The following is a 24484-nucleotide window of genomic DNA, read 5'->3' on the forward strand; positions in this document are numbered from 1 at the left end:
GGGTCGGGGCATGCGCGTGGGGCATAGAGCGCATTTAGCGGCGTTCAACGTCGGATGCCAGCACGTAGCCGCCGCCGCGGACGGTCTTGATCAACTGTGCGTTGCGGCCGTTATCTTCCAGCTTGCGGCGCAGGCGGCTGATGGCGACGTCGATCGCGCGGTCGAAGGGGCCGGCCTGGCGGCCGCGCAGCAGGTCGAACAGCATGTCGCGGGTCAGCACCCGGTTGGCACGGTCGAGCAGGGCAATCAGCAGGTCGTATTCGCCGCCGGTCAGCGCGACCTCGGTGCCGTCGGGGTTGAGCAGACGCCGGCGTGTGGCGTCCAGCATCCAGCCCGAGAAATGGAGGCATTGCGTGTGGCCGTCGGGGCCGCGCGTGATGGGGGCTTCGCTCGTGCGGCGCAGGATGGCGCGGATTCGCGCCAGCAATTCGCGCGGGTTGAAGGGTTTGGCCAGGTAATCGTCGGCGCCCATTTCCAGCCCGATGATGCGATCGGTCTCGTCGCCCATCGCCGTGAGCATGATGATGGGGACATTCGCCTGCTCGCGCAGCCAGCGGGCGAGCTCCAGCCCGGATTCGCCGGGCAGCATCAGGTCCAGCACCACGATCTGGTAATGGCCGGCCTGCCATGCCTTGCGGGTTTCACGCCCGTCACGCGCCGTGGTGACGCGGAACATGTTGCGTTCGAGGAAACGGGCGAGAAGATCGCGGATTTCGCGGTCGTCATCGACGACCAGAATGTGAGGCATGGGCTCCATGCCTCTACTTTACCGCTCTTTTTCGGCCCGTGCAGTCGATGTTTCATTCGGTTGCAATTGGAGGGGAGCGGGCCTGTGGAAAAAAAAACGGTCCGGACCCCCTCGAAGCCTGTGACAGGAGCGCCCGGTTCATGCACAGGATTGGGGATGGAACATTCCACCCTGTCCCCGGTCGCGCGTACGCCCGGCCGTTTCGTGCGTCCGGCGGTTCTGGTCGGTGCGCTGTCGGTTCTTCTCGTCCTGTCGTCCGGGGCCGTGCGCGCGGCGGAGCAGGTGGGGCCGATACCGGCTGGCGCGCCGGGGGGAGGCTTTGTCGGCAATCCCGCGCGGGACATGCCGACGGGTGACCTGCCCGAGTTGACGGCCCCGCCGCCGCCGGCCCTGCTGGTGCCGCCGTCGCCCCGACCGGAGCAGGCGCATGGCGCGGCGGCCACGGCCACGCACCGGCTGGGCAGCCTGATCGACCGTGACGTGGTGGCGCCGGATGGCAACCATGTGGGGCAGGTGATCGACGTGCTGCTGGACCAGGAAGGGCATCCGGCCGCCGCCGTGGTGGATGTCGGCGGCTTTCTGGGGGTGGGCAACCGGCGTGTGGCCATTGCCTGGGATGCGTTCGTGATGAGCGGGCTGACGGAAAAAAGCCCGGTCAAACTGCGCATCGATGCCGCCAGTGTGCGCTCGGCGCCGGCTTATGACGCGACGTCGATGGATGTGAAGGTGATTCAGGCGCCACCGCCCGCGCCCACGCCCGCAGGGCCGGCCGCGCCGGTGGCGGCCCCGGTAGCCCCGGTCGTGGCACCGGCGGAAGCCGAGCCGGGGCCGGTTTCGGTCGAGCCCCAGCCTGCGCCGCCGCCGCTGGTGCCCGGTGCCGTGGGGGGCGGTGGGGACGGACCGCCGGACGGGCATGCGTCTTCGGGACGGTCGGGGTTCATGGCGCGATGATCCTGCATGATGAACGGTGTGCGGCGATTCACCGCACCCTGAGGCGGCACGGGGACGGCCCTGCGTGAAACTGCCCAGGAACAGCCAGCGCGGGCTGGATTTGCTCAATTTCTTCGTCGGAAACCTACAGGCTTCTTTCGGCTCGTTCATCGCGGTGTATCTGACCGGTGCCCACTGGACGCAGGGGCAGATCGGCTATGTGCTCAGTATCGGGTCGGTCACCGCCATGGTCAGCCAGGTTCCGGCGGGCATGCTGGTCGACCGGCTGCGCGACAAGCATCGCGTTGCGGCGTTCTCGATCCTGGCCGTGATCTTCTGCTGCTTGCTGCTGGCCATCTTTCCGCAGCAATTGCCGGTGGCGCTGGCCGAGGTGCTGCACGGGCTGGCGAGCTGTACGCTGACGCCCGCGATCGGCGCGATCACGCTGGCGGTGGTGGCGGCGCAGGTGCTGCGTCTGCCCGATGACGGCAAGGGGCTGCTGGGCGCGCGGTTCGGCCGCAATGCCAGTTTTGCCTCGATCGGCAATGCCATCGGCTCCGGCCTGATGGGCGCAGTGGGATACTGGGTTTCGCCGCAGGCCACGTTCTTTCTCGGTGCCGCGCTGGCGATGCCCGGGTTGCTGGCGCTGATGATGATCGAGCCGGTCGAAGCCGCGGCCTCGATCAACACCTCCGCCGTGGCCGAGGGCGAGCGGCCGCCGCGCACCAAGGGCGCGATGTGGGAATTGCTGCGCGACCGGCGGTTGTTCGCCTTTGCGATCTGCGTTGCCTTCTTCCATCTGTCGGCGGCGGGCATCCTGTCGCTGGCGGCCGGGCAGGTGACCAAGGACGCGGGCAATATCGCCGAGATCGTGATCGCGGCCTGCATCCTGCTGCCGCAGCTTGTCGGCGCGGCGCTGTCGCCGATCATCGGCCGGCTGGCGGAAACGGTCGGGCGGCGCCCCGTGATGCTGGTGACGTTCGCCACCCTGCCGCTGCGTGCCGCCCTGCTGGCGACGACCTCCAACCCCTATCTGATCATCGCGATCCAGTTGCTGGACGGGGTCAGTTCGTCGTCGTTCGGGGTGATGATGCCGCTGGTGGCCGCCGACCTGACGCGCATCAGCGGCCGGTTTAACATGTGCATGGGGATTCTGGGGCTGGCCATGGGGGCTGGGGCCAGTTTCTCGACCTCGCTGGCCGGCACGGTGGCCGATCGCTCGGTCTCGCTGGCGTTCCTGATCCTGGCGGGGGCGGGGCTGGTCTGCGTGATTCTGGTCGCGCTGCTGATGGGCGATACGGCGCGCGGGAATACGGCGCCGGCCGTCGCCGGGAGGAAGGATACGGCCGAAAGGGTGTCGTAAGGGCGTCGCTCTTTCGGCCTCCGGGCTGAGGCTGTTTGATCGGGTCACCCTGCCGGATCGGCCGGCAGGGTGACCTTGCTGACGGCCTTTCAGGCGAGCCAGGACGGGACGGGCAGGTTCTTCTCGCGCAGGAAGGCGGGGTTGAACAGCTTGGACTGGTAGCGGCTGCCGCCGTCGCACAGGATGGTGACGATGGTGTGACCGGGGCCCATCTGGCGTGCCACGCGGATGGCCGCCGCGACGTTGATGCCCGATGAGCCGCCGATCGACAGGCCCTCGTGGATCAGCAGGTCGTAGATCAGGTCCAGCGCCTCGGCATCCGGGATGCGTTCGGCGTCGTCGATGGCGATGCCTTCCAGGTTGCCGGTGACGCGCGACTGGCCGATGCCCTCGGTGATCGAGCCGCCGCTGATGCTCATGTCGCCGGACTTCACCCAGCCATACAGGGCCGAGCCTTCCGGATCGGCCAGCACGATGCGGGGACGGGCGCGGCCCGCAGCGCGGGCGGAATCCTCCAGCCCCAGCGTGATGCCGGCCAGCGTGCCGCCGGTGCCGCAGGAGCAGGTGAAGGCGTCGATTTTCCCTTCGGTCTGGGTCCAGATCTCGGGGCCGGTGGTCGTGCGGTGACCCTCGCGGTTGGCGAGGTTGTCGAACTGATTGGCCCAGACCGCGCCCGTTTCTTCCGCCAGGCGGCGGGAGACGTGGACGTAGTTGCCCGGATCGCGGAACGGCTTGGCCGGCACCAGGCGCAGGTCGGCGCCGATCATGCGCAGGAAGTCGATCTTCTCCTGGCTCTGGGTCTCCGGCATGACGATCACCGAGCGGTAGCCGCGTGCGTTGGCGACCAGCGTGAGGCCGATTCCGGTATTGCCCGCCGTGCCCTCGACCACCGTGCCGCCGGGCTTGAGCACGCCCCGACGCTCGGCGTCGTCGATGATGGCCAGGGCGGCGCGGTCCTTGACCGAGCCGCCGGGATTCATGAATTCCGCCTTGCCCAGGATCTCGCAGCCCGTCAGTTCCGACGCGCGCCGCAGGCGGATCAGCGGCGTGTGGCCGATCGCGGCAGTCATGTCGGGGGACGAGGTCGTCCAGCCGATCGGGGCGGGATTTGCACTTTGGCCCATAACGCAGCACCTTCTCCGCAACGTGCGTGGCAACCTGTGGCTGCCGGAATGCGCCCGGCCAGGGCCGGGCGACCGTCATGCGCACAATGTGCATTCTTGCGATGGGACACAAGATGATCGAGGACGTAGCCCCCACCCGGACCTGGGACGAACTGGGCAGCCGCCCGCAGGCGCAACTGGTCGACGTGCGTACCGACGCGGAATGGATGTTCGTGGGCCTGCCCGACCTGTCGTCGGTCGGCAAGCAGGTGATCCCGGTTTCCTGGCAGGGTCTCAGCGGCCAGCCGAACCCGCGTTTCCTGGAGCAGCTTCAGGCGGCGGGACTGACGCCGGAGCATGAGATCCATTTCATCTGCCGTTCCGGTGCGCGCAGCCATTCCGCCGCGATGGCGGCACGGATGGCGGGGTTCGCGCATGTGTTCAACGTGGCTGGTGGATTCGAGGGGCCGCTGGATGCGGAGGGCCATCGGGGCGCCAAGGCCGGATGGAAGGCTGATGGCCTGCCCTGGCGCCAGAACTGAGTGCAGGGAGGGGAAGGCGCCGGCGTTCCTGACATCGTTCGCGACGGTGAGGGTGTGCGCCATGCCTCTGGCCTGTGTCGGCCTTTCATTGTGGCGCGCGATGCGGGCGGATGGGGGTGGCGGAGGGGCGGAGGCCGTTTTGCAGAAGGCGGAGCCGTTCGCGGGCGGTGCAGAGATCCTGGTCGGCGGCATAGCCGCTTCCATCGGGGCTGAAGTCAGAAGTCGCCTTGCAGCTTGCGGCGATTTTTTTGTCCCAGCGTCGGTACGCGTGGCCGTCGAGGAGGGCGTGGCCGCCGGTATCGAGGCGCTGGGCGATGACCTGTTCCAGGTATGAACTCAGGTTCAGGGCGCACATCGTCATGTTGCGCTGGTCGGCGCGGCAGGTGTGCAATGTGCTGTCGAGACAGCGGACGGTCGTTGCGTCGGAGACGTAGGGTTTCGTGATGCAGGCGTTCAGCAGCGTTCGGTCCGGCGTATGTTCGCAGCCCTGGTCGGGGAAATGCGGTTTTCCCGAGACGATCGAGGACGGGTAGAAAATGCAGTCTTCCAGGTGGTCGCGGCTGAGGACGAACCGGATGGAGACGGGCTGGCGATCGGACCCGTGATGCCAGGTTCCCTGCAATCCGGTCGCGGTATCGAAATCCAGGATCGCGGGGGCTGGGTGGGCCGACGAGACGAAATGCAGGTCGAAAACACCGCCATCGGGGGCGGACAACGTGACCGTCTGCCGCGCGATCGTGGCCGTGAGCGGAATCGTCCTGCCCTGCGACGCATAGGAATAGTGGATATCGACGACGCGGGTACCGTTTTCGAGGGTGGCGACCATCGCGATGGGGCGATCGCCGATCGTGCCGCTCATGCCGAATTGATGGATGTGGCGCGCGGTATCGGCGGCATAGGCGCCGATATGATGCCCCATGAGGGCCGCCGACGACAGGACGAGAATGGCGCGTCGCAGGAAACGGGCTGGATGCGACATGGTGTTTGTCTGCCGTGCGCGGGTGTGTAGCCGGAGCGTGCCGAGCGCACCTATCGGACTTTCGACCGTCGAGCAAGCGGTCGTCAGGGACTCTCGCAGGTTTTCGTCATCTGATCGAAGAACCGGCCGGTGGGACAGGCCGTGTCGGGTGATGGTGCCTGCGTGGGGGCTGCTGCTACAGGTGCCGGCGGGGGCGTTGGTGCCGGCTGGGTGGGGAGGGTTGGCTCGGGATAGGGCAGTACCGGGTATTGCTGCAAGGGCGGGTAGGCGTACGGATATTGGCCGGGAGGGAACGGCTTGCCCCGTTCGGTCGTCGGCGGCGCGTAGGCGGGAGCGGTGCCGCCGGGCGGGGCGTCATAGGGGCCATATGTCGTGACGCGGTTGCCGGTGTCGTCCTGCGCCTGGGCGGGGAGGAGCGTTGCGGCCTGCACGAGCAAGAGGGCGCCGATCATCGGATATCGCCGCATGTCCTGCATTCCTTCCATATCCTGTGACGGGGTGCATATCTGTGGTCGCTGCCATGGGATCAGGATCCCTGGCGGAGGGCGGCGCCGGCGGTGCGGTCGAGGCGCAGATAGCCTGGGATCGAGAGGATCAGGGGGATCGCGACGATCAGGAACGCCCAGTGGAAATCGGTGGGCGTGAAGGCGTCGGTGGAAGGGTGTTCGCCGCGCAGGGTCGCGATCAGCCGCAGGGTGAGGGCGGCGAAGGCGACGGCCATGCCGATGCACATCTGCTGGCTGACGCTGAGCAACGTGCTGGCGGGGCCTTTTTCCTGCGCGCCGATATCGGCATAGCCCAGGGTGGCCAGTAGCGTGTACTGCATCGAGCGCGTGACGCCGCAGCCCAGCAGCACCAGCAGCAGGAGCGTGACCGGGGTGGCCGGGACCATGGTGCCCGCCAGCAAGACGAACAGTGCCCCCAGGGCCGCGTTGACGGCGGCGGTGGTGCGGAAGCCGAAATGCTGGAGGAGGCGGGTGGTGAACATCTTCATGCCCAGATTGCCCAGCGCGAAGGCCAGCATCAGCGAACCGGCATGGAAGGCGGTGAGGCCGAAGCCGATCTGGAGCAGCAACGGCACCAGGTAGGGGATGGCGTCGATCGTCAGGCGCGAGAGCGTGCCCGCCAGCACCGTGATGGCGAAGGTGGGGTGGCGCATCAGCCGGAAATCGAGCAGCGGATGCGCGCGGCCGGCCGCGTGGCGCAGGGTGGCGGTGCCCAGCAGCAGGCCGGCGCCGAACAGCAGGGTGGCCAGCAGGGGGCTGGCCTGCGTGTTGCTGGCCAGTTCGGTGCCCAGCAGGAGGGCGGTGAGCGAGACGCCGCCCAGCACGAAGCCGCCCCAGTCCAGCGGGCGGCGTTCGCCGAACTGCTGCGGCACCACGGCGAAGATGACGCCCAGAACCGCCAGGCCCAGCGGCAGGTTGATGAAGAAGATCCAGTGCCAGCTTGCGAAGGTGACGATCATGCCGCCGACCGTGGGGCCGACCACAGGGGCTGCGACCGCCGGCCAGGTGATGGTGGAGATGGCCTGGATCATGCGGCTGGTTTCGGTATTGCGCACCACGATGAAGCGCCCGACCGGCACCATCATGGCGCCGCCCAGCCCCTGGAGCACCCGTGCCGCGACGAACATGGACACGCTGCCGGCGAAGCCGCAGAGCACCGAGGCGGCGGTGAAGACCGTGACCGCCGTGGCGAAGATGGTGCGCGAGCCGAAGCGGTCGGCCATCCAGCCGCTGATCGGGATGAAGACCGCCAGCGTGAGCATATACGCCGTCATGCCCAGGCTGAGTTCGTTGGGGCCGACATGGAAGCTGCGCGCCATCGCGGGCAGCGCCGTGGCGATGATGGTGGAGTCCAGATACTCCATGAAAAAGGTGGCGGCGACGATGTAGGGCAGGATCGGCATGGGCGGACCATACCGCGCCATGCGCCGGACTTCCATGCCGTCGGGGCCGATCGGGCGGGGTGGGTTGTCACGAGTTTATCACATTTCCCGCACGGGCGGCGTGTTATCGACGCGCCGTCCTTTTGCGACTGGATATGGTCCATTGCTTCCCGAAGAGCGAAATCATTGGCTGGCGACCCATGTTCTTCCGCATGAGGGGGATGTGCGGAGATGGTTGCGGCGTTTTTCGGGGATCGAAATCGACGACATCATCCAGCAGGCCTGGGTCGAGCTTGCCGAAGCGGATCCTGTTTCCATCAGATTTCCGCGTGCATGGTTTTTTGGTGTGGCGCGTCATCTGGTTCTTCAACACTATCGCAAGGCACGGATCGTTTCGTTCGATTCCCTGACGGATTTTTCCGGCGCGGAGATTCCCGACCTGGGGCAGGCGGTCGAACGGTCGGTGACTGCGCGACAGGAACTGCGTTTTCTCGATCAGGTCGCGCGCGACCTGCCGGATCGGTGCCGGGACGTGTTCGTGTTGCGTCGCTTTTATGGATATTCACAACGCGAATGTGCGCTTCACCTGAATGTTTCGGAGAATGTGGTCGAAAAGCAGCTTGCCAGGGCGCTCAGGATCATCGGCACGGCCTATGCCGGCAGAGACCTGCCCGCGCAGGGCGGCGGGTCGGCGCCCGGTGATCTCCGGAGTGGAAAATCCAACGCCTGACACGGTCGCCGCGGACTGGGTGACGCGGATGGATCGCGCCGCGCTGAGCGCGGGCGAGCAGGCCGAACTGGACCGGTGGCTGGGGGCCGATATCCGCCACCGTGGGGCGATGATCCGCGCGCAGGTGGTCTGGCAGGCGACGGAGCGCGCGGCGGCGCTGAAGCCCGGTGCGGGCGCGCCTGCCCCCGAAGCCTGCCGGCCGCCCGAGGCGTTCGCGTTCCGGCATGCCCGGCCGGCCCCGGTGCGACGGCTTTCGCGCCGGGCCATGGTGGCGGCTTCGGCGGCGCTGATGGTCGGCGCCCGGCCGGCGCCCTCGCGCGAGATGGGGCGCTTTTTCAGCGTGCGGGATGCGGCGCCGCGCTCGGTGGCGATTGCGGGGGGGACGGTTCGGCTGGACTGTTTCTCCGGCCTGCTGGTCGGCGGGGCGGATGCGCGGCTGCTGGACGGGCGGTGCGTGGTGTCGAGCCGGCGGGAGGCGCGGCTGGATGCCGGTGGCCTGATCTTTCGCTCCGTGGGGCGGATGCAGGTCTCGATCGCGGGGGAGAAGACGGTCGGCCTGCTGCTCTCCGGCAGTGCCGTGGCGATTCGGCGGGGAACCGGGGAGCGCTTTATGCTGCATGCCGGGGATTGCCTGACCATGGTGGCGGACGCCGCCCCCCGGCTGCACGCCCTGACGGCGGAGGAACTGGCGCGTGCCACCAACTGGGAGCGCGGCGTGGTGGAATTGCAGGGCGAGACGCTTGGCGATGCCGCCGCGATCTTCAACCGCTATAACAGCAGGAAACTGGTGGTGCATGGGCAGGCCGGCGGGCGCGTGCTGATGGGATCGTTCGCGCTTGACGACCCCGATGCATTCGCGCGGGTGGCGCGCAGCGTGCTGCATGTCGATTACGTGGGATCGCCGGGGCGGCTGGATATTTTCTGATCCCTGTCGGTCGTCATTCAGGCCGTTCGTCATTTAACTTTCACAAAAACGGGAGGCGGAAATCCGGGGCGCGGGGCAACTCACTGCTGTTCTCCACCCTATGAAAAGCCCGGATAGATCCTGTGAAAAGAAAGACCCTGCGTCGTCGCCTCTCGTTCTGTGCCGCTTTTCCGTCCGTTCATCTCTTTGGCCTGGCCATGGCATCGGTGAGCATGCTGCCGCTGGTGATGCCGCGTGCCGCCGTTGCACAGTCCGCCGCCGAGAAGGATTTTTCCATCCCGGCGCAACCGCTTTCCTCCGCCCTGACGCAGTTCAGCCGCCAGTCTGGCGTGCATGTGGCGGTGGATGGGCATGATGTGGAAAATGTCCGCTCCAGCACCGTGCAGGGGAAGAAGACGCCCGAGCAGGCGCTGGACGAGATGCTCAAGGATACCGGCGTTTCGGTGCAGTCGAAGGCCGATGGCGTGTGGCTGCTTCGGCGCGCCTCGCGGGCCGCGATGACGCCGGCCGTACTGCCGGAAGGCGAAGCCGTGATCGTGACCGGCCGTGCCTCCAGCAAGCAGCAGCGGAAGATCGACGCCAGCTATGCGATCACCACCATTTCGCAGGAGGATCTGCGGGTGCGTGGGACCTCTTCGGTGTCCGAGGCGCTGAAGAACACGCCGGGTTTCTGGGTCGAAGCCTCGGGGGGTGAAGTGGGGGCCAATATCCGGGCGCGCGGTATTCCGGTGGACGGGTATGGATCGGTCCAGCTTGAGGAAGACGGGCTGCCGGTGCAGTCGGACCCGGCGCTGGGATATCTGAACGCCGATGACTCGTTTCGGATCGACGAGACGATGAAGCAGATCCAGGTGGTGCGGGGCGGGCCGAGTTCCATCGTGGCGCAGAACGCGCCGGGCGGGCTGGTCAATTTCCTGTCGCGGCGGGGCACCAGGAAACTTTCGGGGCTGGCCAAGCAGACATTCGGCGATGACGGGCTGTACCGCACCGATGCGTGGCTGGGCGGGCCGGCCGGCGCGTGGCGCTGGAGCCTGGGCGGGTTCTACCGGGTGGAAAACGGTGTGCGCGACCCCGGCTTCCGCGCCAATTCGGGCGGGCAGATTCGGGCCAATGTCAGCCGCGATTTCAGCCATGGCGGCAGTATCTTCGTCGATTACAAGCATCTGGACGACCGGACGACGCTCTTTACCGATATTCCCGTAACCCGCGACACGTCGGGCAATATCGTGTCGCTGCCCGGCTTCAATGCCAATACCGGCGAGTATTCGTCTTCCGTGCTGGAGAATGCGTATCTGCCCGGCCCCGGTGGCAGCACGAAGCATATCGACCTGCAAAGCGGCATTCATATCAACCTGCATCAGGTGACGGCCGGATTCCGGCATGATCTGGCCGACGGGTGGCACCTGACCGACACGTTCCGCTATCGCGCGATGAACGCCACCTGGACCGTGCTGTCGCCAAGCGCCGTGACGGATGCCGGCAAGCGGCTGGCCGGCCTGGGGGATGCCGGGTCGATGTTCGCCGGGGCGAGTGCCTGGCAGTTGCGGTATGTGAACGATCCCGGTCAGCAATTCTCCCCGGCCATGACGGGCAACAATTACGTCACCGATGCCTCGCTGCGCGCGGTGTGGATGAACGAGCATGAGGTCATGAACGACTTCAAGCTGGAAAAATCCTTCTCGTTCCTTGGCCATCATGACGTGGCGATCGGGGCGTTCGTGACCTATTTCAAGGAGGATTTCACGCGCTATTCGGCCAACCTGCTGCTGGATACGATGCCGCACGCGCAGCTTCTGAACATCGACGCGGTGAATGCGGCGGGGCAGGTCGTGGGATCGACCACGCAGAACGGCTATACCCGCTATGGCACCGAATTCGCCAACGGGCGGGGCGACGACACCGATGTGGCCGGTTATGCGACCGACGAATGGGCCATTACGAAGAAGCTGCGCGTGGATGCCGGCGTGCGCTACGAGGCGCAGCGGACCGGCGGGCTGGTCGAGGGCAGCCACAGCGTGGTGGCGGGTGCCGCGCCCTATCTGTCGAACATGCTGTCGGGCAAAGGGATTTACACGCCTTATAACGCCAGCTTCTCCGGGTTTGGCGGCACGATCGGCGTGAATTACCAGCTTCAGCCCAATCTCGGCTTCTTCGCCCGGTTTACCCGTGCCTATCGCCTGCCCAGCCTGGCCTCGTTCATCACCAATCCGGTGGCGGCGCCGATTACGCAGAAGATCTTCATGTATGAAGGCGGCGTGAAATATCAGTCGCGCTATGCGGATCTTTTCCTGACCGGGTTCAATACCGACTATCCGAGCTACGGCATCAACAACCTGGTCTTCGACGTGAAGACGGGGTCGTACAACCAGCAGACGATCACGGCGACCACCCATACCTACGGGCTGGAATTCGAAGGGACGCTGCGCCCCAGCCAGTATTTCGACGTGGTGTTTTCCGGCACCGCGCAGAATGGGCGCTTCGGCAGGATGCGGTATCTGGTGCTGAGCAACGGGTCGCCCAATCTGCTCGATTATACCGGCAACCATCTGCTGCGCACGCCGCCGGTGATGTTTCGCGTGACGCCGCGCCTGCATCTGCTGGACGGCAGGCTGCTGTTGCAGGCCGATATCGAGCATTACGGCCTGCGCTATGCCGACGTGGCCAATACCCAGCGCCTGCCGGCCTATACGGTGATCAATTTCGGGGCGACCTATGCGATCACGCCTTATCTGACCTTCAACCTCTCGGGCCAGAACCTGAACAATTCGCTGGGGCTGACGGAGGGCAATCCGCGTTCGGGCGAGGTGCTGAGTTCGCAGGCCGGGCAGAATGTCTTCCTGGCGCGGCCGATCCTGGGGCGGAATTTCCGCCTGTCGCTGATGGGTCAGTTCTGATGCCGGTCGCGTTTCCCCGCCGCGCCGGTCGCGCGGCGGGGGCCTGCCTGGCGGCGTTGTGTCTGCTGCGGGCGTGCCCGCCCGCCGCGCGGGCGGCGGAGGGGCCGCGACTGGACCAGATCCAGGTGATCGGGTCGCATAACAGCTATCATGCCGGGCTGGCGCCTTCGATCGCGGCGCTGCTGGCGCGGCGCGACCCGGCCGCGGCGCAGGGGCTGGACTATGCCCATGCGGACCTGCCGACGCAGTTCGATCATGGGATCCGGCAGATCGAACTGGATGTTTATGCCGATACGGCGGGGGGGCGGTTTGCGCATCCGCGATCGGCGCGCTGGCTGGCGGAGGCGGGGTTGCCGCCTGCCGATACGGGCAACGCGGCCCTGATGCGCCGGCCCGGCTTCAAGGTGATGCATATCCCCGATATCGACCAGCGGGCCACCTGCGAGCCGTTGCTGGTCTGTCTGGGGCAGGTGCGGGCGTGGTCGCGGGCGCATCCGGGGCATCTGCCGCTGTTCGTGCTGCTGGAGGTCGAACAGGGCAGGCGCGCGCCGCTGACCGAGCCCGAGCCGTTTACCGGGCGGACCTTCGATGCGCTGGAGAGGGAGATCCGCTCGGTATTCGCGCCGGGTGAGGTGCTGACGCCGGATCAGGTGCGGGGCAATGCGCCGAGCCTGCGCGCGGCCGTTATGGCGCAGGGCTGGCCGGGCGTGGATGCGGCGCGGGGGAAGGTGGTCTTTCTGCTCGACCAGCGGTCGAACCGGGCGCTGTATCTGGAGGGGCATCCGGGCCTGCGGGGGCGGGTGGCGTTTACCAACGCGCCGCCGGAGGCTGACGATGCCGCCTTTACGGAGCTGAATGACGGGCCGCCCGAGGCGATTGCGGACCTGGTGCGGCGGCACATGCTGGTGCGCACGCGCGCCGACGCCAATACGGTGGAGGGGCGCAGCGGCGACCCGACGCGGCGGGATGCGGCGCTGGCCAGCGGTGCCCAACTGGTCAGCACCGACTATCCCGATTTCGAGCCTGCGCGCTGGACGGGATATCGCGTGGGGTTCGGGACCGGGCTGGCGGCGCGGTGCAACCCGGTGAGCGCGCCGGCCGCGTGCCGGGATGGGGCGATCGAGCCGCGTGCGCCCGAGGCGCTGCACCTGCGCAAGCTGATATTGGTGGTGCGGCATGGTCTGCGGTCGCCGCTGGCGGATCAGGTGCCCTCGCGCGCGGTGATCGACCATGTGTGGACGGTGTGGAGCGGAGTGCCGGGCGACCTGACGCCCGAGGGGGTGGCGCAGATGCGCGGGCTCGGGGTGTGGGAACGCGCGCTGATGGCCGGCAATGACATGGCAGGGCTGGCGGACGGCGGGTGCCCGGCGGCGGACAGGGTGCGGCTGCGGGCCAATTCCAGCCGGCGGACGGTTGCGAGCGCGGAGGCGTTTGCCGCCGGTTTTGCGCCCGGTTGCCCGGCTGCGATCGTGCATCAGCCGATCGGGGTGCCGGACAGGGTGTTCTCGCCGCTGGAGGCCGAGCGGCCTGTGGATCTGCGGGCGCTGCTGCCGGCCCTGCGGGCGGAGGCGGCGGCCGCCGGCCTGCTGGCGGGGCCGCCGCGCGAGGGGCTGTCGGTGCTGCGGCGCCTGGCCGGTTGTCCGGGGCGGGGGGCGCTGTGCGCCGATGACGGGATGCCGGCGGTGCTGGATGTCGATGCGTCCGGGCGGCATCTGACGCTTTCCGGATCGCTGTTGCCGGCATCGTCGGTGGCGGAGGCGATCATGCTGGGGGCGTTGTCCGGCCAGCCGGCGGCCCGGATGGCTTGGGGTGTGCTGGATGACGCCACGTTTGCCCGCCTGTCCGACCTGCATGCGGCGATGCTGCATGTGATGACCGGGTTGCCGACGCTGGCGCCGGTGCTCAGCCAGCCTCTGCGTGCGGCGATCGCGGCCGAACTGACCCGTGCCGACGGGCCGGCGCTGACGGTGTGGATGGGGCATGACGGCACCATCGTGCCGCTGCTGGCGCAGCTTGGCCTGCATGTGCATGCGCCGGGTTATGCGATGGATGACGTGCCCGTGGGCAGTGCGCTGGGCTTTGCCCTGCTGACGGATGCGCAGGGTGGGCACCCGGTGGTGCGGGTGCTGTTCCAGTCGCCGATGCCCGCGCGGCTGCGGGCTGGGGATGGGGCGTATCCGCCGGATATGGCGTATCTGGCGGTGCCCGGCTGTGGCGGGGAGGCGGTGTGCCCGCTGGCGACCTTTTCCCGGCTTCTGGACAGGGGCGCGGCACCGTGAGCCGATATGCCGTTTTTGCCGCTGTCGTTCTGGGGTTTGCCAGTGGGGCGTCCAGTGGGGTGGCCAGTGGGGTGGCGCGTGCGGAGGATCTGGTCGATCTGGTGCATCCGCTGATCGGGACCGGTGGCGGGGCGATCGGGTATGGCCGCACCATGCCGGTGGTGACGCCGCCTTTCGGCATGACGGGCTGGGTGGCGCAGACGCGGCAGAGCGGGCATCCGGGATTGTCGTATTATGACAGGGACCGTTCCATTTCCGGCTTTGTCGGCACCCATCAGGCGGCGTTGTGGATGGGGGATTATGGCGATGTCGTGATCATGCCCGAAAGCGGGGCGGCGCGGAGCGGGCTGGCCGAGCGGGCATTGCCGTTCAGTCACCGGGACGAGGAGGCGCGGCCGGATTATTACCGGGTGGTGATGGGGACGGGCGGGCAGGCGATCCGCGCCGAGATGACGGCGGCGGCGCATTCGGCGCTGTTCCGCTTCGTCTTTCCGGCCGGCGCGGCGCGGCGGGTGATGGTCGAGGCCAGCCGGCCGGGGGTTGCGGGCGGCGTGTCGGTGGATGAGGCGAAGGGGGAAATTGCCGGATATAATCCCCGTCGTTCGGATGCCGATCTGGGGCCGCTGACGCTGCCGCGCTTTCGTGGTTATTTCGTCGTGCAGTTCAGCCAGCCGGCGAAAATGGCCACCTATCCGGCCACGCCGGCGCCCGACCGGAGCACGGGGGCGTTCGCGACGTTCGATGCCGGAACGGATGCCGTGGAGGTGCGTGTGGGCACGTCCTTCATCAGTGTGGAACAGGCGCGGGAGAATCTGCGGCGGGAGATTCCGGGGTGGGATTTCGAGACCCTGCGCAGGACGTTGCACGACGCCTGGCGGGAGAAGCTGGACAGGATCGCGGTGGAGGGGTTGAGCGGGGAACAGCGGCATATCTTTTATACCGCGCTGTACCATGCGCTGCTCTATCCGCGCTCGCTTTCGGAATATGGGCGCTATTACAGCGCGTTTGACGACCAGGTGCATGCGGGGGAAAGCTATACCGATTTTGCGACCTGGGATGTGTTCCGTGCCGAGTTCAGCCTGCTGACGCTGGTGGCGCCCGAGCGGATCGGCGGGATGGTGCAGGCCCTGCTCCAGGATTACCAGCAGGGGGGCTGGATGCCGAAATGGCCCAATCCGTCCTATACCAACATCATGATCGGCACCCATGCGGATTCGCTGGTGGCTGAGGCGATCGGCAAGGGGTTTGCCGGGTTCGACCGGGCGCTGGCCTGGGAGGCCGTGCGCAAGGATGCGACGGTGCCGCCCGATGGCGATGCCACCAACGACTGGCGCGACCGCAAGCCGGGCACGCCCTACGAGGCGCGGGGCGGGCTGAGTTATGCGCTACGGCTGGGCTATGTGCCGGCCGACCGGACGGCGGAATCCGCGTCCAGCACGCTGGACGATGCGTATGACGATTGGTGCGTGGCCCAGGTGGCCAGGGCTGTGGGCAGGCAGGCGGATTATGAACAGTTCCTGCGTCGGTCGGAGGATTACCGGAAATTGTTCAATCCGGCCACGCGGTTCATGCAGGCGCGCAATCTTGACGGGTCGTGGGCCGACCCCGACACCGGATGGACCGAGGGTGGAAAGTGGGTCTACACCTTCGACGTGCTGCATGATGTCGGTGGCCTGAGCGGACTGATGGGCGGGCGCGCGGCGCTGGCCGGGCGGCTGGACCGCTATTTCGACGGCAATTACAACTGGCACAGCAACGAGCCGTCGCATCATGTGCCGTATCTTTACGATTTCGTCGGGCAACCTTGGAAAACGCAGGAGCGGGTGCGCGAGATCATGCGTACGGAATATGCCGACCGTGTGTCCGGGCTGGATGGCGACGACGATTGCGGACAGATGTCGGCCTGGTACGTATTTTCGGCTTTGGGGTTTTATCCGGTGAATCCGGCCTCGGGCACGTACATGATCGGGTCGCCGCTGGTTTCGCGCGCGCGGGTGCGGATGGCGGATGGGCGGGTGTTTACCGTCGTGGCGGACCATAATACGGCGGATAATCGGTATATCCGGTCGGCGACGCTGGATGGTGCGGCGCTGTCGGCGCCCATGGTGACTTATCGGGACATGATGGATGGCCGCACCCTGCATTTCGTCATGGGGGCGAAGCCGAGCCGGTGGGGGGCGTCGTGGGTGGCGCCGGGCGTGCGGTGATGAAGGCTGTTGTGACGGTGCTGGTCGTGTTCCTGCTCGGCCTGCCGGCGCAGGGGCGGGAGGCCGGGTTTTCCGGGACGTGGTGCCTGGATGAGGCGGAGAGCGATTATCGCGACCTCCAGCAGCCGGAGGCGCGGAGGGATACGATCGTCGATCATGGCGACCGGATCACGGATGTGATCGTGGCGACGGCACGGGGACGGGCGCAGCATGTGACGCTGGACCTGCCGACCGATGGACGTGTCGTGCGTTTTCCCGCGCGGACCGTGCTGGGGACCAGCACCCTGCGCACCGTTGCCGCGCGGCGGGATGGGGCGGCGCTGGTCGTGACGCAGGAGGTGCGGACCGGCGATACCCTGCGCGTTGCCGTGATGCGCTGGACGCTGTCGGCTGATCGGGCGCGGCTGGTCATGACCGTTGCCTCGGAGGACGGGCGGCATGTGGTGGGGACGCTTGTTTTCAGGCGTGGCGTACCGTCGCGATAAAATGCGGCCGTGTGTGCCGTACGAGAGGGGCGGCGTTCTGCTGTTGGCGGGGCAGTGGGTGCCTGGGGACAGGATGTTCTTTTTGTGCAACGGAGTGTGGTGAATTTGCCACATTCTGGATGGAAGAATGGGGGATGCGGATAGGATTAATTCACATTTCGTATGGTCGCTGATACGAAGGCGGGGCGTTGTTGTGATTTTTTCAAACAACGATTTTTTGTCGTTTAATGTGGAGCCGCTATCGTGTCATCCTTCCGCTCGCTCGCCCTGGATTTCGTGCCTGTCAGCAGAAGGAGAGTTGTCGTTGGTTGCCGTCTTCATGCCCGGCGGGCGCTGCTGGCCGCGTCGATCCTGACGGCCTTCCCGGCCGTGGAGGCGTGGGCGGCTGATCCGGCGGCGGATGCCACACCGCAGCATGGCACCCGGACCGGCCGGAGTGGCGCCCAGGTGTTGAATGCCCCGCATGGTGCCGCCGTGATTCAGCCCGCCCGGCCGGCCGATGCGGGGGAAGCCATTATCGTGACCGGTACCCGCGAGACCGGGAAGAAGGCGCGGGACAGCTTGGCGCCGATCGACATCGTCTCGGCCCGGCAGCTTGCGCAGACGGGGCAGCCGACGTTGCGCGAGGCGTTGGGGCAGTTGCTGCCTTCGCTGACGCTGCCGACCGGCGGCTTCGATACCGGCGCGCTGACCTCGGCCTTCAGCCTGCGCGGGTTGAGCCCGAACGAGACGCTGGTGCTGGTGGATGGCAAGCGGCGCCATACCACGGCGAATCTCTATGCCGATGGCGGGCCGCAGCAGGGGACCACGCCGGTCGATATCGACATGATTCCGATGGCGGCGATCGATCATGTGGAGATCCTGCGCGACGGGGCTTCGGCGCAATATGGGTCGGACGCCGTGGCGGGGGTGGTGAACATCATCCTCAAGACGCAGGACCATGGGTTCAACGCCCAGTCGATTACCGGCATCACGGCGGCGAAGGACGGGTTTCAGCAGGGCGTGTATCTGGATGGCGGGGCGAAGCTGGGGGCGCGCGGGTTCGTGCATGTCAGCGGCGATTTCGTGCATGAGGACCACACGTTCCGCAGCGCGCCGGACCTGCGGACGGGGACCAAGATCAACAAGCTGCAAGGCCGGCCGGAGCAGACGCGCGAAAGCGTGGCGGTGAAGGCGGGGTATGACCTGACGGACGATATCCATGCCTATGCGCTGGCGACCTATGCGCACCGGCATGGCGAGGCGTTCCAGAACTATCGTCTGCCCAGTTCGCTGGCGACGCATCCTGAATATGCCGCCATCTATCCGAACGGCTATTCGCCGTTGGAGACGATCGATGAAAACGACTGGGAAGTCACGGCCGGCGTAAAGGGCGTGCTGCTGGGGTGGAACTGGGACCTGTCCTCGGTCTACGGGCGTGACTATGACGCGATCGGGTTGAAGGATTCGGCGAATTTCGCGGTGGCGCGGGATACCGGGCGGACGCCGACGGCGATCGCGGCGCAGGGATTCAACAATGCGCAGTGGAGCAACAGCTTCGATCTGAGCCGGGCATTCCATCTCTCGGGCTGGCCGCACAGCATCAATGTGGCCGGGGGCGCGACCTATCGCTACGAGAGCTATTCGGTGGGCACCGGATCGCCGGATTCGACCTATGGCAGTGGGTCGGACGCGCTGGCGGGGACCAATGCGGGCAATGCCGGCAATTTCAACCGCGATGTCGTCGGCGGATATGTGGATATTGCCACGCATCTGCTGAAGAACTGGCAGTTCGATCTGGCCGGGCGGTTCGAGCATTATACCGATGTGGGGGATACCGAGACCGGGAAACTGTCTACCCGCTACGATGCGTTCAAATGGCTGGCGTTTCGCGCCACCATTTCCAACGGGTTCCATGCGCCCACGCTGGCGCAGGAGCATTACAGTTCTCTGACGCTGTCGCCGACGGCGGCGCGCGGGCTGATCGCCGCCAATTCGCCCGGTGCGCTGGCCAATGGCGCGGCGGCGCTGAAGCCGGAGCGCTCCACCAACGCGACGGGCGGGGTAATTGTCGAGCCGGTGAAGAACCTGCATGTGACGGTCGATGTCTATCAGATCAACCTGCGTGACCAGATCCTGCCCGGTGGCAACATCACCGGCGACGCGGCGCGCTCTGCCCTGAAGCTGAACGGCTTTACGCTGCCTGAGGGATCGGACCAGTGGACGGCGGCCTCGCTCTCGACCAACTGGTTTGCCAATGTGGCCAGCACGCGCACGCAGGGGCTGGACCTGACGGCGACCTATCCGACGCGACTGGGCGATGTGGGGCGGATCGACTGGGATGTGGCCATCAACCTGAACCGGACCCGTCTGAGCCATCAGGCGGATTCCGCGACCGGGAAGCCGCTGCTGTCGGCGCAGAGCATCGCGTACATCACCACGGCCTATCCGCGCAGCAAGATGATCTTTGGCGGACGTTTCACGCGCGGGGCCTGGACGGTGGGCGTGCATGAGATCCGCTATGGCCAGACCACGTCGCAACTGACCTACTATACGGGGGCCGCCAATACGGGGTCGCTGTCCAGCACGATGTTCCTGCCGTTTCGGAACACGCCGAAATTCATCACGAACCTGGACATTACCTTTCGTGCCAACCGGAACTGGTCGTTCACGCTGGGGGCGAACAATCTGTTCGATGCCCGCCCCAGCCGGGTGCCGGACGGGAACCGTTATCTGGGCGTGCCGCAATATTACATGAGCACGTCGCAGCTCGACATGAATGGCGGGTATTACTACCTGCGTGCCAACCTGACCCTGTAATGCCGAAGCGTGGAGCCGCCGCGATGCGGTTCCATCGTGTGGAAAGGCCATTCCCCGTCTGCCGGGGAATGGCGGCGTCCGGCGGCGGGGCCGCTGTCATAATAAATTCGCGTGTCTGACGGTTTGTCGTCACGATAGGTTCCCGACTTCGGGCCAGCAACATGGCCTTGGAGACATCTGGAACTTGACCGTTTGCCCGCCTCATATCGTTCGATGGGTCTCGTCGCACGTGATCCCGCAGGAGCAGAAGGTCAGGGGGGCGTTGCGCCGGCTCGGCATCGCGGAGAGCGATATCGACGACCTGATCCAGGATGCCTATTGCCGTCTGGCGACGCTGCGGTCGGTGGATCACATTGACCGGCCGGGCGCCTATTTCATGCAGATCGTCAAGAATGCCTGGCGTGACAGCCGCCGGCGGGCGCGGGTCGTCCGGCTTGAGGATTTTACGGAAAACGCGACGCTGACCGTCGAGGATGAGGCAACGGATATCGAGGCCGCCGTTTCGGCGCGCCAGCAGTTGGAACTGGTCGAGACATTGCTTGCCACGCTGCCCGAGCGATGCCGGACGATCTTTACCTGGAGGCGGATGGAGGGGATATCGCAGCGGGAAATTTCGAGACGCCTTGGCGTGAGCGAGAATGTAGTCGAAAATGACATTCAGAAGGCGTTGCGCCTGATCCAGCGGGCGCTGCGAGACCCTGTCGAAGAAGAGTGGAAGATTGACGATCAGTGGCGAAAAATCGGCTAGGGAGATAGAGGCCGAAGCGGCCGCCTGGGCCGCGAAGCTGGACGCCATGCCGGATCGGGATCATCCGGGCCTGAACGAATGGGTCTCGTGCAGCCCCCGGCATGTCGGCGCCCTGCTGCGCGCGCAGGCCGCGCTGGCGCTGTTCGAGCCGGTGTCCGCCCGCGCGGGGCGGACGGACGTGGGCACGCCGGGCGAGAGAAGGGCGGATGGCCGCGTGCCTGACGAGAGTGCGCCTGACGAGGGCGCGCCGGCCAGGGATGCGCGGGGCGGGGGCGCGCAGGCCGGGAGCGGGCATGCTCCGGCCTGGAAGCGACTGACCTTTATCGGCGGGGGGATGGCCGCGCTGGTGGCGTCGCTTGTCGCCGTCCTGCTTCTCGACCCGTCGGGAGAGCGGTATGTGACCCAGACCGGCGAGGTCCGGTCGGTGGCGCTCAGCGATGGGTCGTCGGTGCTGATCGACGCGGGAAGCCGGATCGACATCGCCTTCGACGCGGGGCACCGCGATGTGCGCATGCAAGCCGGCAAGGTGCTGTTTCGCGCGACGCACGATGCGCGGCGCCCTTTTCGCGTGACCGTGGCGCAGGTCGTCATCACCGATATCGGCACGGCGTTCCAGGTGACGGATGACGACCCTGTGGGCGATGTCGAAGTCCTGGTCACCGAAGGGGCGGTCAGGGTCGATTCTCCGGCGGGTCGGATCAGCCTGACGGCGGGCCAGCGCGCCCGGTTTCCGAAACACGCGATGGACGGACCCCGGCCGGAAGCGGTGCGCCTCGCCCCCACGGACATCGAGCGGATGCTGGCGTGGCAGGAAGGGCGGCTTGAACTGGACGGTGAAACGCTGGACAGCGCGGTGGCCGAGATCAACCGGCATAACCGGCTGCATCTGCGCGTCGGCAGCCCCGCGCTGGGTCGGGAAAGCCTCTACGGATCGTTTCACATGGATGACGTGACGGGCTTCGCGCGTGCCGCCGCGGCGAGCCTGGGGGCCGAGGCGCGCGTCGAACAGGACGATATCGTGATCGATCCGCGAAAAAATCACGAGAACCGATAAGGAAACCGTTTCCGGGGACGTCGAGAAGACAAAACATCCTTGGGAATGCTTCATGCACGCTCTGTTTCACCGGCTGGCCGTGGGTTCGACCGTGTCCGCCGTCCTGATCGCCGCCCCGGCGCTGGCGCAAGTCGCGACCTTCGACGTGCCCGCGCAGGATGTCGCCAGTGCCGTAAGGCAATTCGCCCAGCAGGCGAAGATTCAGATCGTGATTTCCGGCCGGGTCGCGGAAGGGCGCCATACGCGCGCCATCAGCGGGGCAATGACGGTTGGGCAGGCGCTTGAACGGATGCTTGCCGACACCGGCCTGGTCGTCCGGAAGACCGGCGCGGGGATTTATGTCGTCGTCACCAGCCAGGATGCGGCGGCGCAGGGGGCTCCCCTGACGCCCATCCGCGCGGACGCGGGTGCGTCCGAGATGATCACGACCGTCGGCAAGGGCCAGGCCCGTTCGGTTTCGACCCTGTTGCGGTCGAACCTGGACGTGCTGCCGCCTGGGGTGAGCGTGCAGAAGGCGCTGAACATCCTGCCGGGCGTCAGCGCGCAATCAATGGATGCGCTTGGCATCAACGAGCAGTCGATGACCCTGCAAGTGCGCGGCTACAGCACCACGCATCTGGGCTACACGCTCGACGGCATGCCGCTCGGCGACGGTGCGTACAACAATTATAACGGCCTCAGCATCAACCGCGCGCTGATCTCGGACAATCTCGGCCATGCCGATCTTGCGACGGGGATCGCCGGCCTGGGTATCGCCTCGACCAGCAATCTCGGCGGGGCGGTCACCTATATGACCAGCAAGCCCCGCAGGAAGATGGGGTTCACGGTCAATCAGAGCTTTGGCAGCGAGGACGGGAAGCGTACCTTCGCGCGCTTCGATACCGGCGAACATGCCGGATTCTCGGCCTATTTTTCAGGGCAGTATGGCGAGCAGAACCTGTTCGTGCATCAGCGCGCCGATAACGGGTCCACCGTCGGGCAGTTCAACGGCAAGGTGGTGTATCAGTTCCATAACGGTTCGATCACCGCCTACGGGGACGTTTCGCGCACCAATCAGGCCGACACGCCTTATCTGTCGCAGAACATGCTCTCGCGCCTTGGCTGGGACTGGGGCGGTTATGCGCCGGACTGGCAATCTTATCTGGATCGCGCCTATTGCTCGGTGACCAAGCCGAAGGCGCCGACCAAATGCGTGCCCTCGAAAGCGCCGGAGAAGCTGTCGGATGTCACCTATACCAACGGCCAGATCCTGCGTGACGACAATCTGTTCTATGTCGCCGGGGATTATAACATCACCAGAACCCTGAGCGCGCATCTTCAGGTTTATCATCATACCGACACGGGGGCCGGCAATAACTGGATCACCGGATGGTCCACGCAGGGCACGGCGACCACCGCCGACGACCTGCCGGTGCAGATCCGCGATACGCGCTATACCATCGACCGGACCGGCGTGCTGGGCAACCTGAATTGGGTCGTCGGTTTCAACCATCTTCAGGCCGGGTTCTGGGTGGAAGACAATACCAGCAGCGCCGCGCGCTATATCTGGACCAACGTCACCGGACCCTTCAGCCTGGCGCAATATCTGCAAGGCCAGCCCGACCTGGCCCAATGGGTGCAGAAAACCACCTGGCAGACGCGGCAATTCTATGTTCAGGACTCGGCCAAATTCTTCAATGACGCGCTGACGATCGATTTCGGTTTCAAGGGCAGCTATTCCAGATCGGATGCCCAGGCCGAGCGGGGGATTGCCAGGACGGCGCCGCCGGCGTCCAGCCAGTTTGCCAGCGGCACGCTGACGGCCAAGGATTACTTCCTGCCGCAGGTCGGGCTGCATTATCAGATCGCGCCGCGACATGAGATGTTCGCGAGTTATTCCGAAAACATGGCGATGTTCCAGGGGGGATTCAAGCTTGGCCCGCAATCGGTGTCGCAGGCCGTGTGGGATGCGCAGGGGAAGACGCTGAAGCCCGAGACGTCGCGCAGCGTCGAAGGCGGCTACCGCTATGTGAGCGGGTCGCTCCAGGCTTCGGTGACCGGGTACTGGACGAAATTCGATAATCGGCTGTTGCAGTACAATCCCTGCCCGACCAACCAGCAGCAGAATGCGGGTTGTGGCAATTCCTTCCACAATGCCGGCAGCGTCACGAGCCGGGGCGCGGAACTCGGGGTGCTGTGGCAGCCGCTGAAATGGCTGAGCTGGTACAATTCGGCGTCGTTCAACCGGACGACCTATGACAACGACCTGAACTGGTGCACGACGACCTGCATGCTCTATCGCACCGCCGGCAGGCAGCAGGTGGACACGCCGGAGAAAATGGCCGCGAGCATGCTGACCGCGCGGTGGAACGGTTTCTGGGCTTCGATCCAGGGCAAATATACCAGCCGGCGCTATTATACCTACACCAACGATGCCAGCTTCGGCGGGTATGGCACGGTCGATCTCGGGCTTGGCTACGATTTCAATTCCATCGGCTTCATGAGAGGCGCCAAGCTGGCGCTGAACATCACCAACCTGACCGACAAGCGCTATGCGTCGAACTTCGACAACAGCGTGTTCGCGCCGTCCGACAAATCGGGGACCATTCAGGTCTTTCACGCATCGGCGCCGCGGCAGGTTTTCGGGACGTTCGGTTTCAGCTTCTAGCGCGGGGTCTGTCTGAATGCGGGCATTCAGACAGGTGAAGGGGCTTGGACAAACAATAAGCCGGCGCATTTTCGCCGAACGGGTTTCGTGAAGACCGACCCGGTGTTTTTCAGGATAGCCTCGCGCGCCTGGCGGACGGACGGCCCGCCAGGCGTTGCCCTTG

18 protein-coding genes are annotated in these 24484 nt (G+C 66.2%); 13 read left to right on the top strand and 5 right to left on the bottom strand.

Annotated elements, in window-relative coordinates; all coding sequences use genetic code 11:
- Window positions 1-34 precede the first annotated feature (34 nt).
- Window positions 35-757, bottom strand: coding sequence for a response regulator (locus HLH25_RS14145; protein WP_182974682.1), 723 nt, complete (start codon window positions 755-757; stop codon window positions 35-37).
- A 147-nt stretch (window positions 758-904) separates the two neighbouring features.
- On the opposite strand from HLH25_RS14145, the gene HLH25_RS14150 reads away from it, so the two are divergent.
- The gene (locus HLH25_RS14150; RefSeq protein WP_182974683.1) at window positions 905-1699 is read left to right on the top strand and encodes a PRC-barrel domain-containing protein; all 795 of its coding nucleotides are present in this window, start codon (window positions 905-907) and stop codon (window positions 1697-1699) included.
- Window positions 1700-1763: 64 nt separating this feature from the next.
- Entirely contained in the window at window positions 1764-3041 is a 1278-nt protein-coding gene (locus HLH25_RS14155) for an MFS transporter (RefSeq protein WP_310889116.1), read from the top strand.
- 89 nt (window positions 3042-3130) lie between these two features.
- Here HLH25_RS14155 and HLH25_RS14160 read toward each other — a convergent pair whose 3' ends face one another.
- Entirely contained in the window at window positions 3131-4165 is a 1035-nt protein-coding gene (locus tag HLH25_RS14160; protein ID WP_114729184.1) for a cysteine synthase A, read from the bottom strand.
- A gap of 113 nt (window positions 4166-4278) precedes the next feature.
- Here HLH25_RS14160 and HLH25_RS14165 point away from each other — a divergent pair, with 113 nt between their 5' ends.
- Entirely contained in the window at window positions 4279-4686 is a 408-nt protein-coding gene (locus HLH25_RS14165; protein WP_182974727.1) for a rhodanese-like domain-containing protein, read from the top strand.
- An 85-nt stretch (window positions 4687-4771) separates the two neighbouring features.
- Here the strand turns inward: HLH25_RS14165 and HLH25_RS14170 are convergent, their stop codons facing one another.
- The 3 genes from HLH25_RS14170 to HLH25_RS14180 all read right to left on the bottom strand — a co-directional run bounded on the left by HLH25_RS14170 (window position 4772) and on the right by HLH25_RS14180 (window position 7595).
- Window positions 4772-5665: a hypothetical protein gene (locus HLH25_RS14170; RefSeq protein WP_182974684.1), complete on the bottom strand. Its 894-nt coding sequence runs from the start codon at window positions 5663-5665 to the stop codon at window positions 4772-4774.
- A gap of 83 nt (window positions 5666-5748) precedes the next feature.
- Window positions 5749-6132 carry a hypothetical protein gene (locus HLH25_RS14175; protein ID WP_182974685.1) on the bottom strand — a complete coding sequence of 128 codons (384 nt, stop codon included), beginning with the start codon at window positions 6130-6132 and terminating at the stop codon, window positions 5749-5751.
- Window positions 6133-6191: 59 nt separating this feature from the next.
- Window positions 6192-7595 (bottom strand): MFS transporter, encoded by a 1404-nt coding sequence (locus HLH25_RS14180; protein WP_246402400.1) that lies wholly within the window; start codon window positions 7593-7595, stop codon window positions 6192-6194.
- Between the two features lie 13 nt (window positions 7596-7608).
- Here HLH25_RS14180 and HLH25_RS14185 point away from each other — a divergent pair, with 13 nt between their 5' ends.
- The 10 genes from HLH25_RS14185 to HLH25_RS14230 all read left to right on the top strand — a co-directional run bounded on the left by HLH25_RS14185 (window position 7609) and on the right by HLH25_RS14230 (window position 24321).
- Window positions 7609-8283: an RNA polymerase sigma factor gene (locus HLH25_RS14185; protein WP_259657250.1), complete on the top strand. Its 675-nt coding sequence runs from the start codon at window positions 7609-7611 to the stop codon at window positions 8281-8283.
- Window positions 8264-9208, top strand: coding sequence for a FecR/PupR family sigma factor regulator (locus HLH25_RS14190; protein WP_182974687.1), 945 nt, complete (start codon window positions 8264-8266; stop codon window positions 9206-9208). The genes HLH25_RS14185 and HLH25_RS14190 overlap by 20 nt, the downstream gene beginning before the upstream one ends.
- Before the next feature lie 122 nt (window positions 9209-9330).
- Complete coding sequence (locus HLH25_RS14195) at window positions 9331-12102, top strand: TonB-dependent receptor domain-containing protein (protein ID WP_182974688.1); 2772 nt, start codon at window positions 9331-9333, stop codon at window positions 12100-12102.
- Window positions 12102-14381 (top strand): Ca2+-dependent phosphoinositide-specific phospholipase C, encoded by a 2280-nt coding sequence (locus HLH25_RS14200; protein WP_182974689.1) that lies wholly within the window; start codon window positions 12102-12104, stop codon window positions 14379-14381. The genes HLH25_RS14195 and HLH25_RS14200 overlap by 1 nt, the downstream gene beginning before the upstream one ends.
- Window positions 14378-16588, top strand: coding sequence for a GH92 family glycosyl hydrolase (locus HLH25_RS14205; RefSeq protein WP_220791822.1), 2211 nt, complete (start codon window positions 14378-14380; stop codon window positions 16586-16588). The genes HLH25_RS14200 and HLH25_RS14205 overlap by 4 nt, the downstream gene beginning before the upstream one ends.
- The gene (locus HLH25_RS14210; RefSeq protein WP_182974690.1) at window positions 16588-17073 is read left to right on the top strand and encodes a hypothetical protein; all 486 of its coding nucleotides are present in this window, start codon (window positions 16588-16590) and stop codon (window positions 17071-17073) included. Before HLH25_RS14205 ends, HLH25_RS14210 begins: the two co-directional genes overlap by 1 nt.
- Before the next feature lie 348 nt (window positions 17074-17421).
- Window positions 17422-19872 carry a TonB-dependent receptor plug domain-containing protein gene (locus HLH25_RS14215; RefSeq protein WP_375288983.1) on the top strand — a complete coding sequence of 817 codons (2451 nt, stop codon included), beginning with the start codon at window positions 17422-17424 and terminating at the stop codon, window positions 19870-19872.
- A 229-nt stretch (window positions 19873-20101) separates the two neighbouring features.
- The gene (locus HLH25_RS14220) at window positions 20102-20620 is read left to right on the top strand and encodes an RNA polymerase sigma factor (RefSeq protein WP_220791823.1); all 519 of its coding nucleotides are present in this window, start codon (window positions 20102-20104) and stop codon (window positions 20618-20620) included.
- Window positions 20592-21674, top strand: coding sequence for a FecR family protein (locus HLH25_RS14225; protein ID WP_182974692.1), 1083 nt, complete (start codon window positions 20592-20594; stop codon window positions 21672-21674). Before HLH25_RS14220 ends, HLH25_RS14225 begins: the two co-directional genes overlap by 29 nt.
- Before the next feature lie 52 nt (window positions 21675-21726).
- The gene (locus tag HLH25_RS14230) at window positions 21727-24321 is read left to right on the top strand and encodes a TonB-dependent receptor domain-containing protein (protein ID WP_182974693.1); all 2595 of its coding nucleotides are present in this window, start codon (window positions 21727-21729) and stop codon (window positions 24319-24321) included.
- Window positions 24322-24484: the final 163 nt, after the last annotated feature.

It is taken from the genome of Gluconacetobacter dulcium, assembly GCF_014174165.1.
Lineage (GTDB): Bacteria > Pseudomonadota > Alphaproteobacteria > Acetobacterales > Acetobacteraceae > Gluconacetobacter > Gluconacetobacter dulcium.

Excerpts from the sequence above, each read along its gene's own strand:
- HLH25_RS14160 (WP_114729184.1), bottom strand. The coding sequence starts at position 4,165 with ATGGGCCAAAGTGCAAATCCCGCCCCGATCGGCTGGACGACCTCGTCC.
- HLH25_RS14200 (WP_182974689.1), top strand. The coding sequence starts at position 12,102 with ATGCCGGTCGCGTTTCCCCGCCGCGCCGGTCGCGCGGCGGGGGCCTGC.
- HLH25_RS14165 (WP_182974727.1), top strand. The coding sequence starts at position 4,279 with ATGATCGAGGACGTAGCCCCCACCCGGACCTGGGACGAACTGGGCAGC.
- HLH25_RS14230 (WP_182974693.1), top strand. The coding sequence starts at position 21,727 with ATGCACGCTCTGTTTCACCGGCTGGCCGTGGGTTCGACCGTGTCCGCC.
- HLH25_RS14145 (WP_182974682.1), bottom strand. The coding sequence starts at position 757 with ATGGAGCCCATGCCTCACATTCTGGTCGTCGATGACGACCGCGAAATC.
- HLH25_RS14175 (WP_182974685.1), bottom strand. The coding sequence starts at position 6,132 with ATGCGGCGATATCCGATGATCGGCGCCCTCTTGCTCGTGCAGGCCGCA.
- HLH25_RS14180 (WP_246402400.1), bottom strand. The coding sequence starts at position 7,595 with ATGGCGCGGTATGGTCCGCCCATGCCGATCCTGCCCTACATCGTCGCC.
- HLH25_RS14210 (WP_182974690.1), top strand. The coding sequence starts at position 16,588 with ATGAAGGCTGTTGTGACGGTGCTGGTCGTGTTCCTGCTCGGCCTGCCG.
- HLH25_RS14185 (WP_259657250.1), top strand. The coding sequence starts at position 7,609 with ATGCCGTCGGGGCCGATCGGGCGGGGTGGGTTGTCACGAGTTTATCAC.
- HLH25_RS14150 (WP_182974683.1), top strand. The coding sequence starts at position 905 with ATGGAACATTCCACCCTGTCCCCGGTCGCGCGTACGCCCGGCCGTTTC.
- HLH25_RS14170 (WP_182974684.1), bottom strand. The coding sequence starts at position 5,665 with ATGTCGCATCCAGCCCGTTTCCTGCGACGCGCCATTCTCGTCCTGTCG.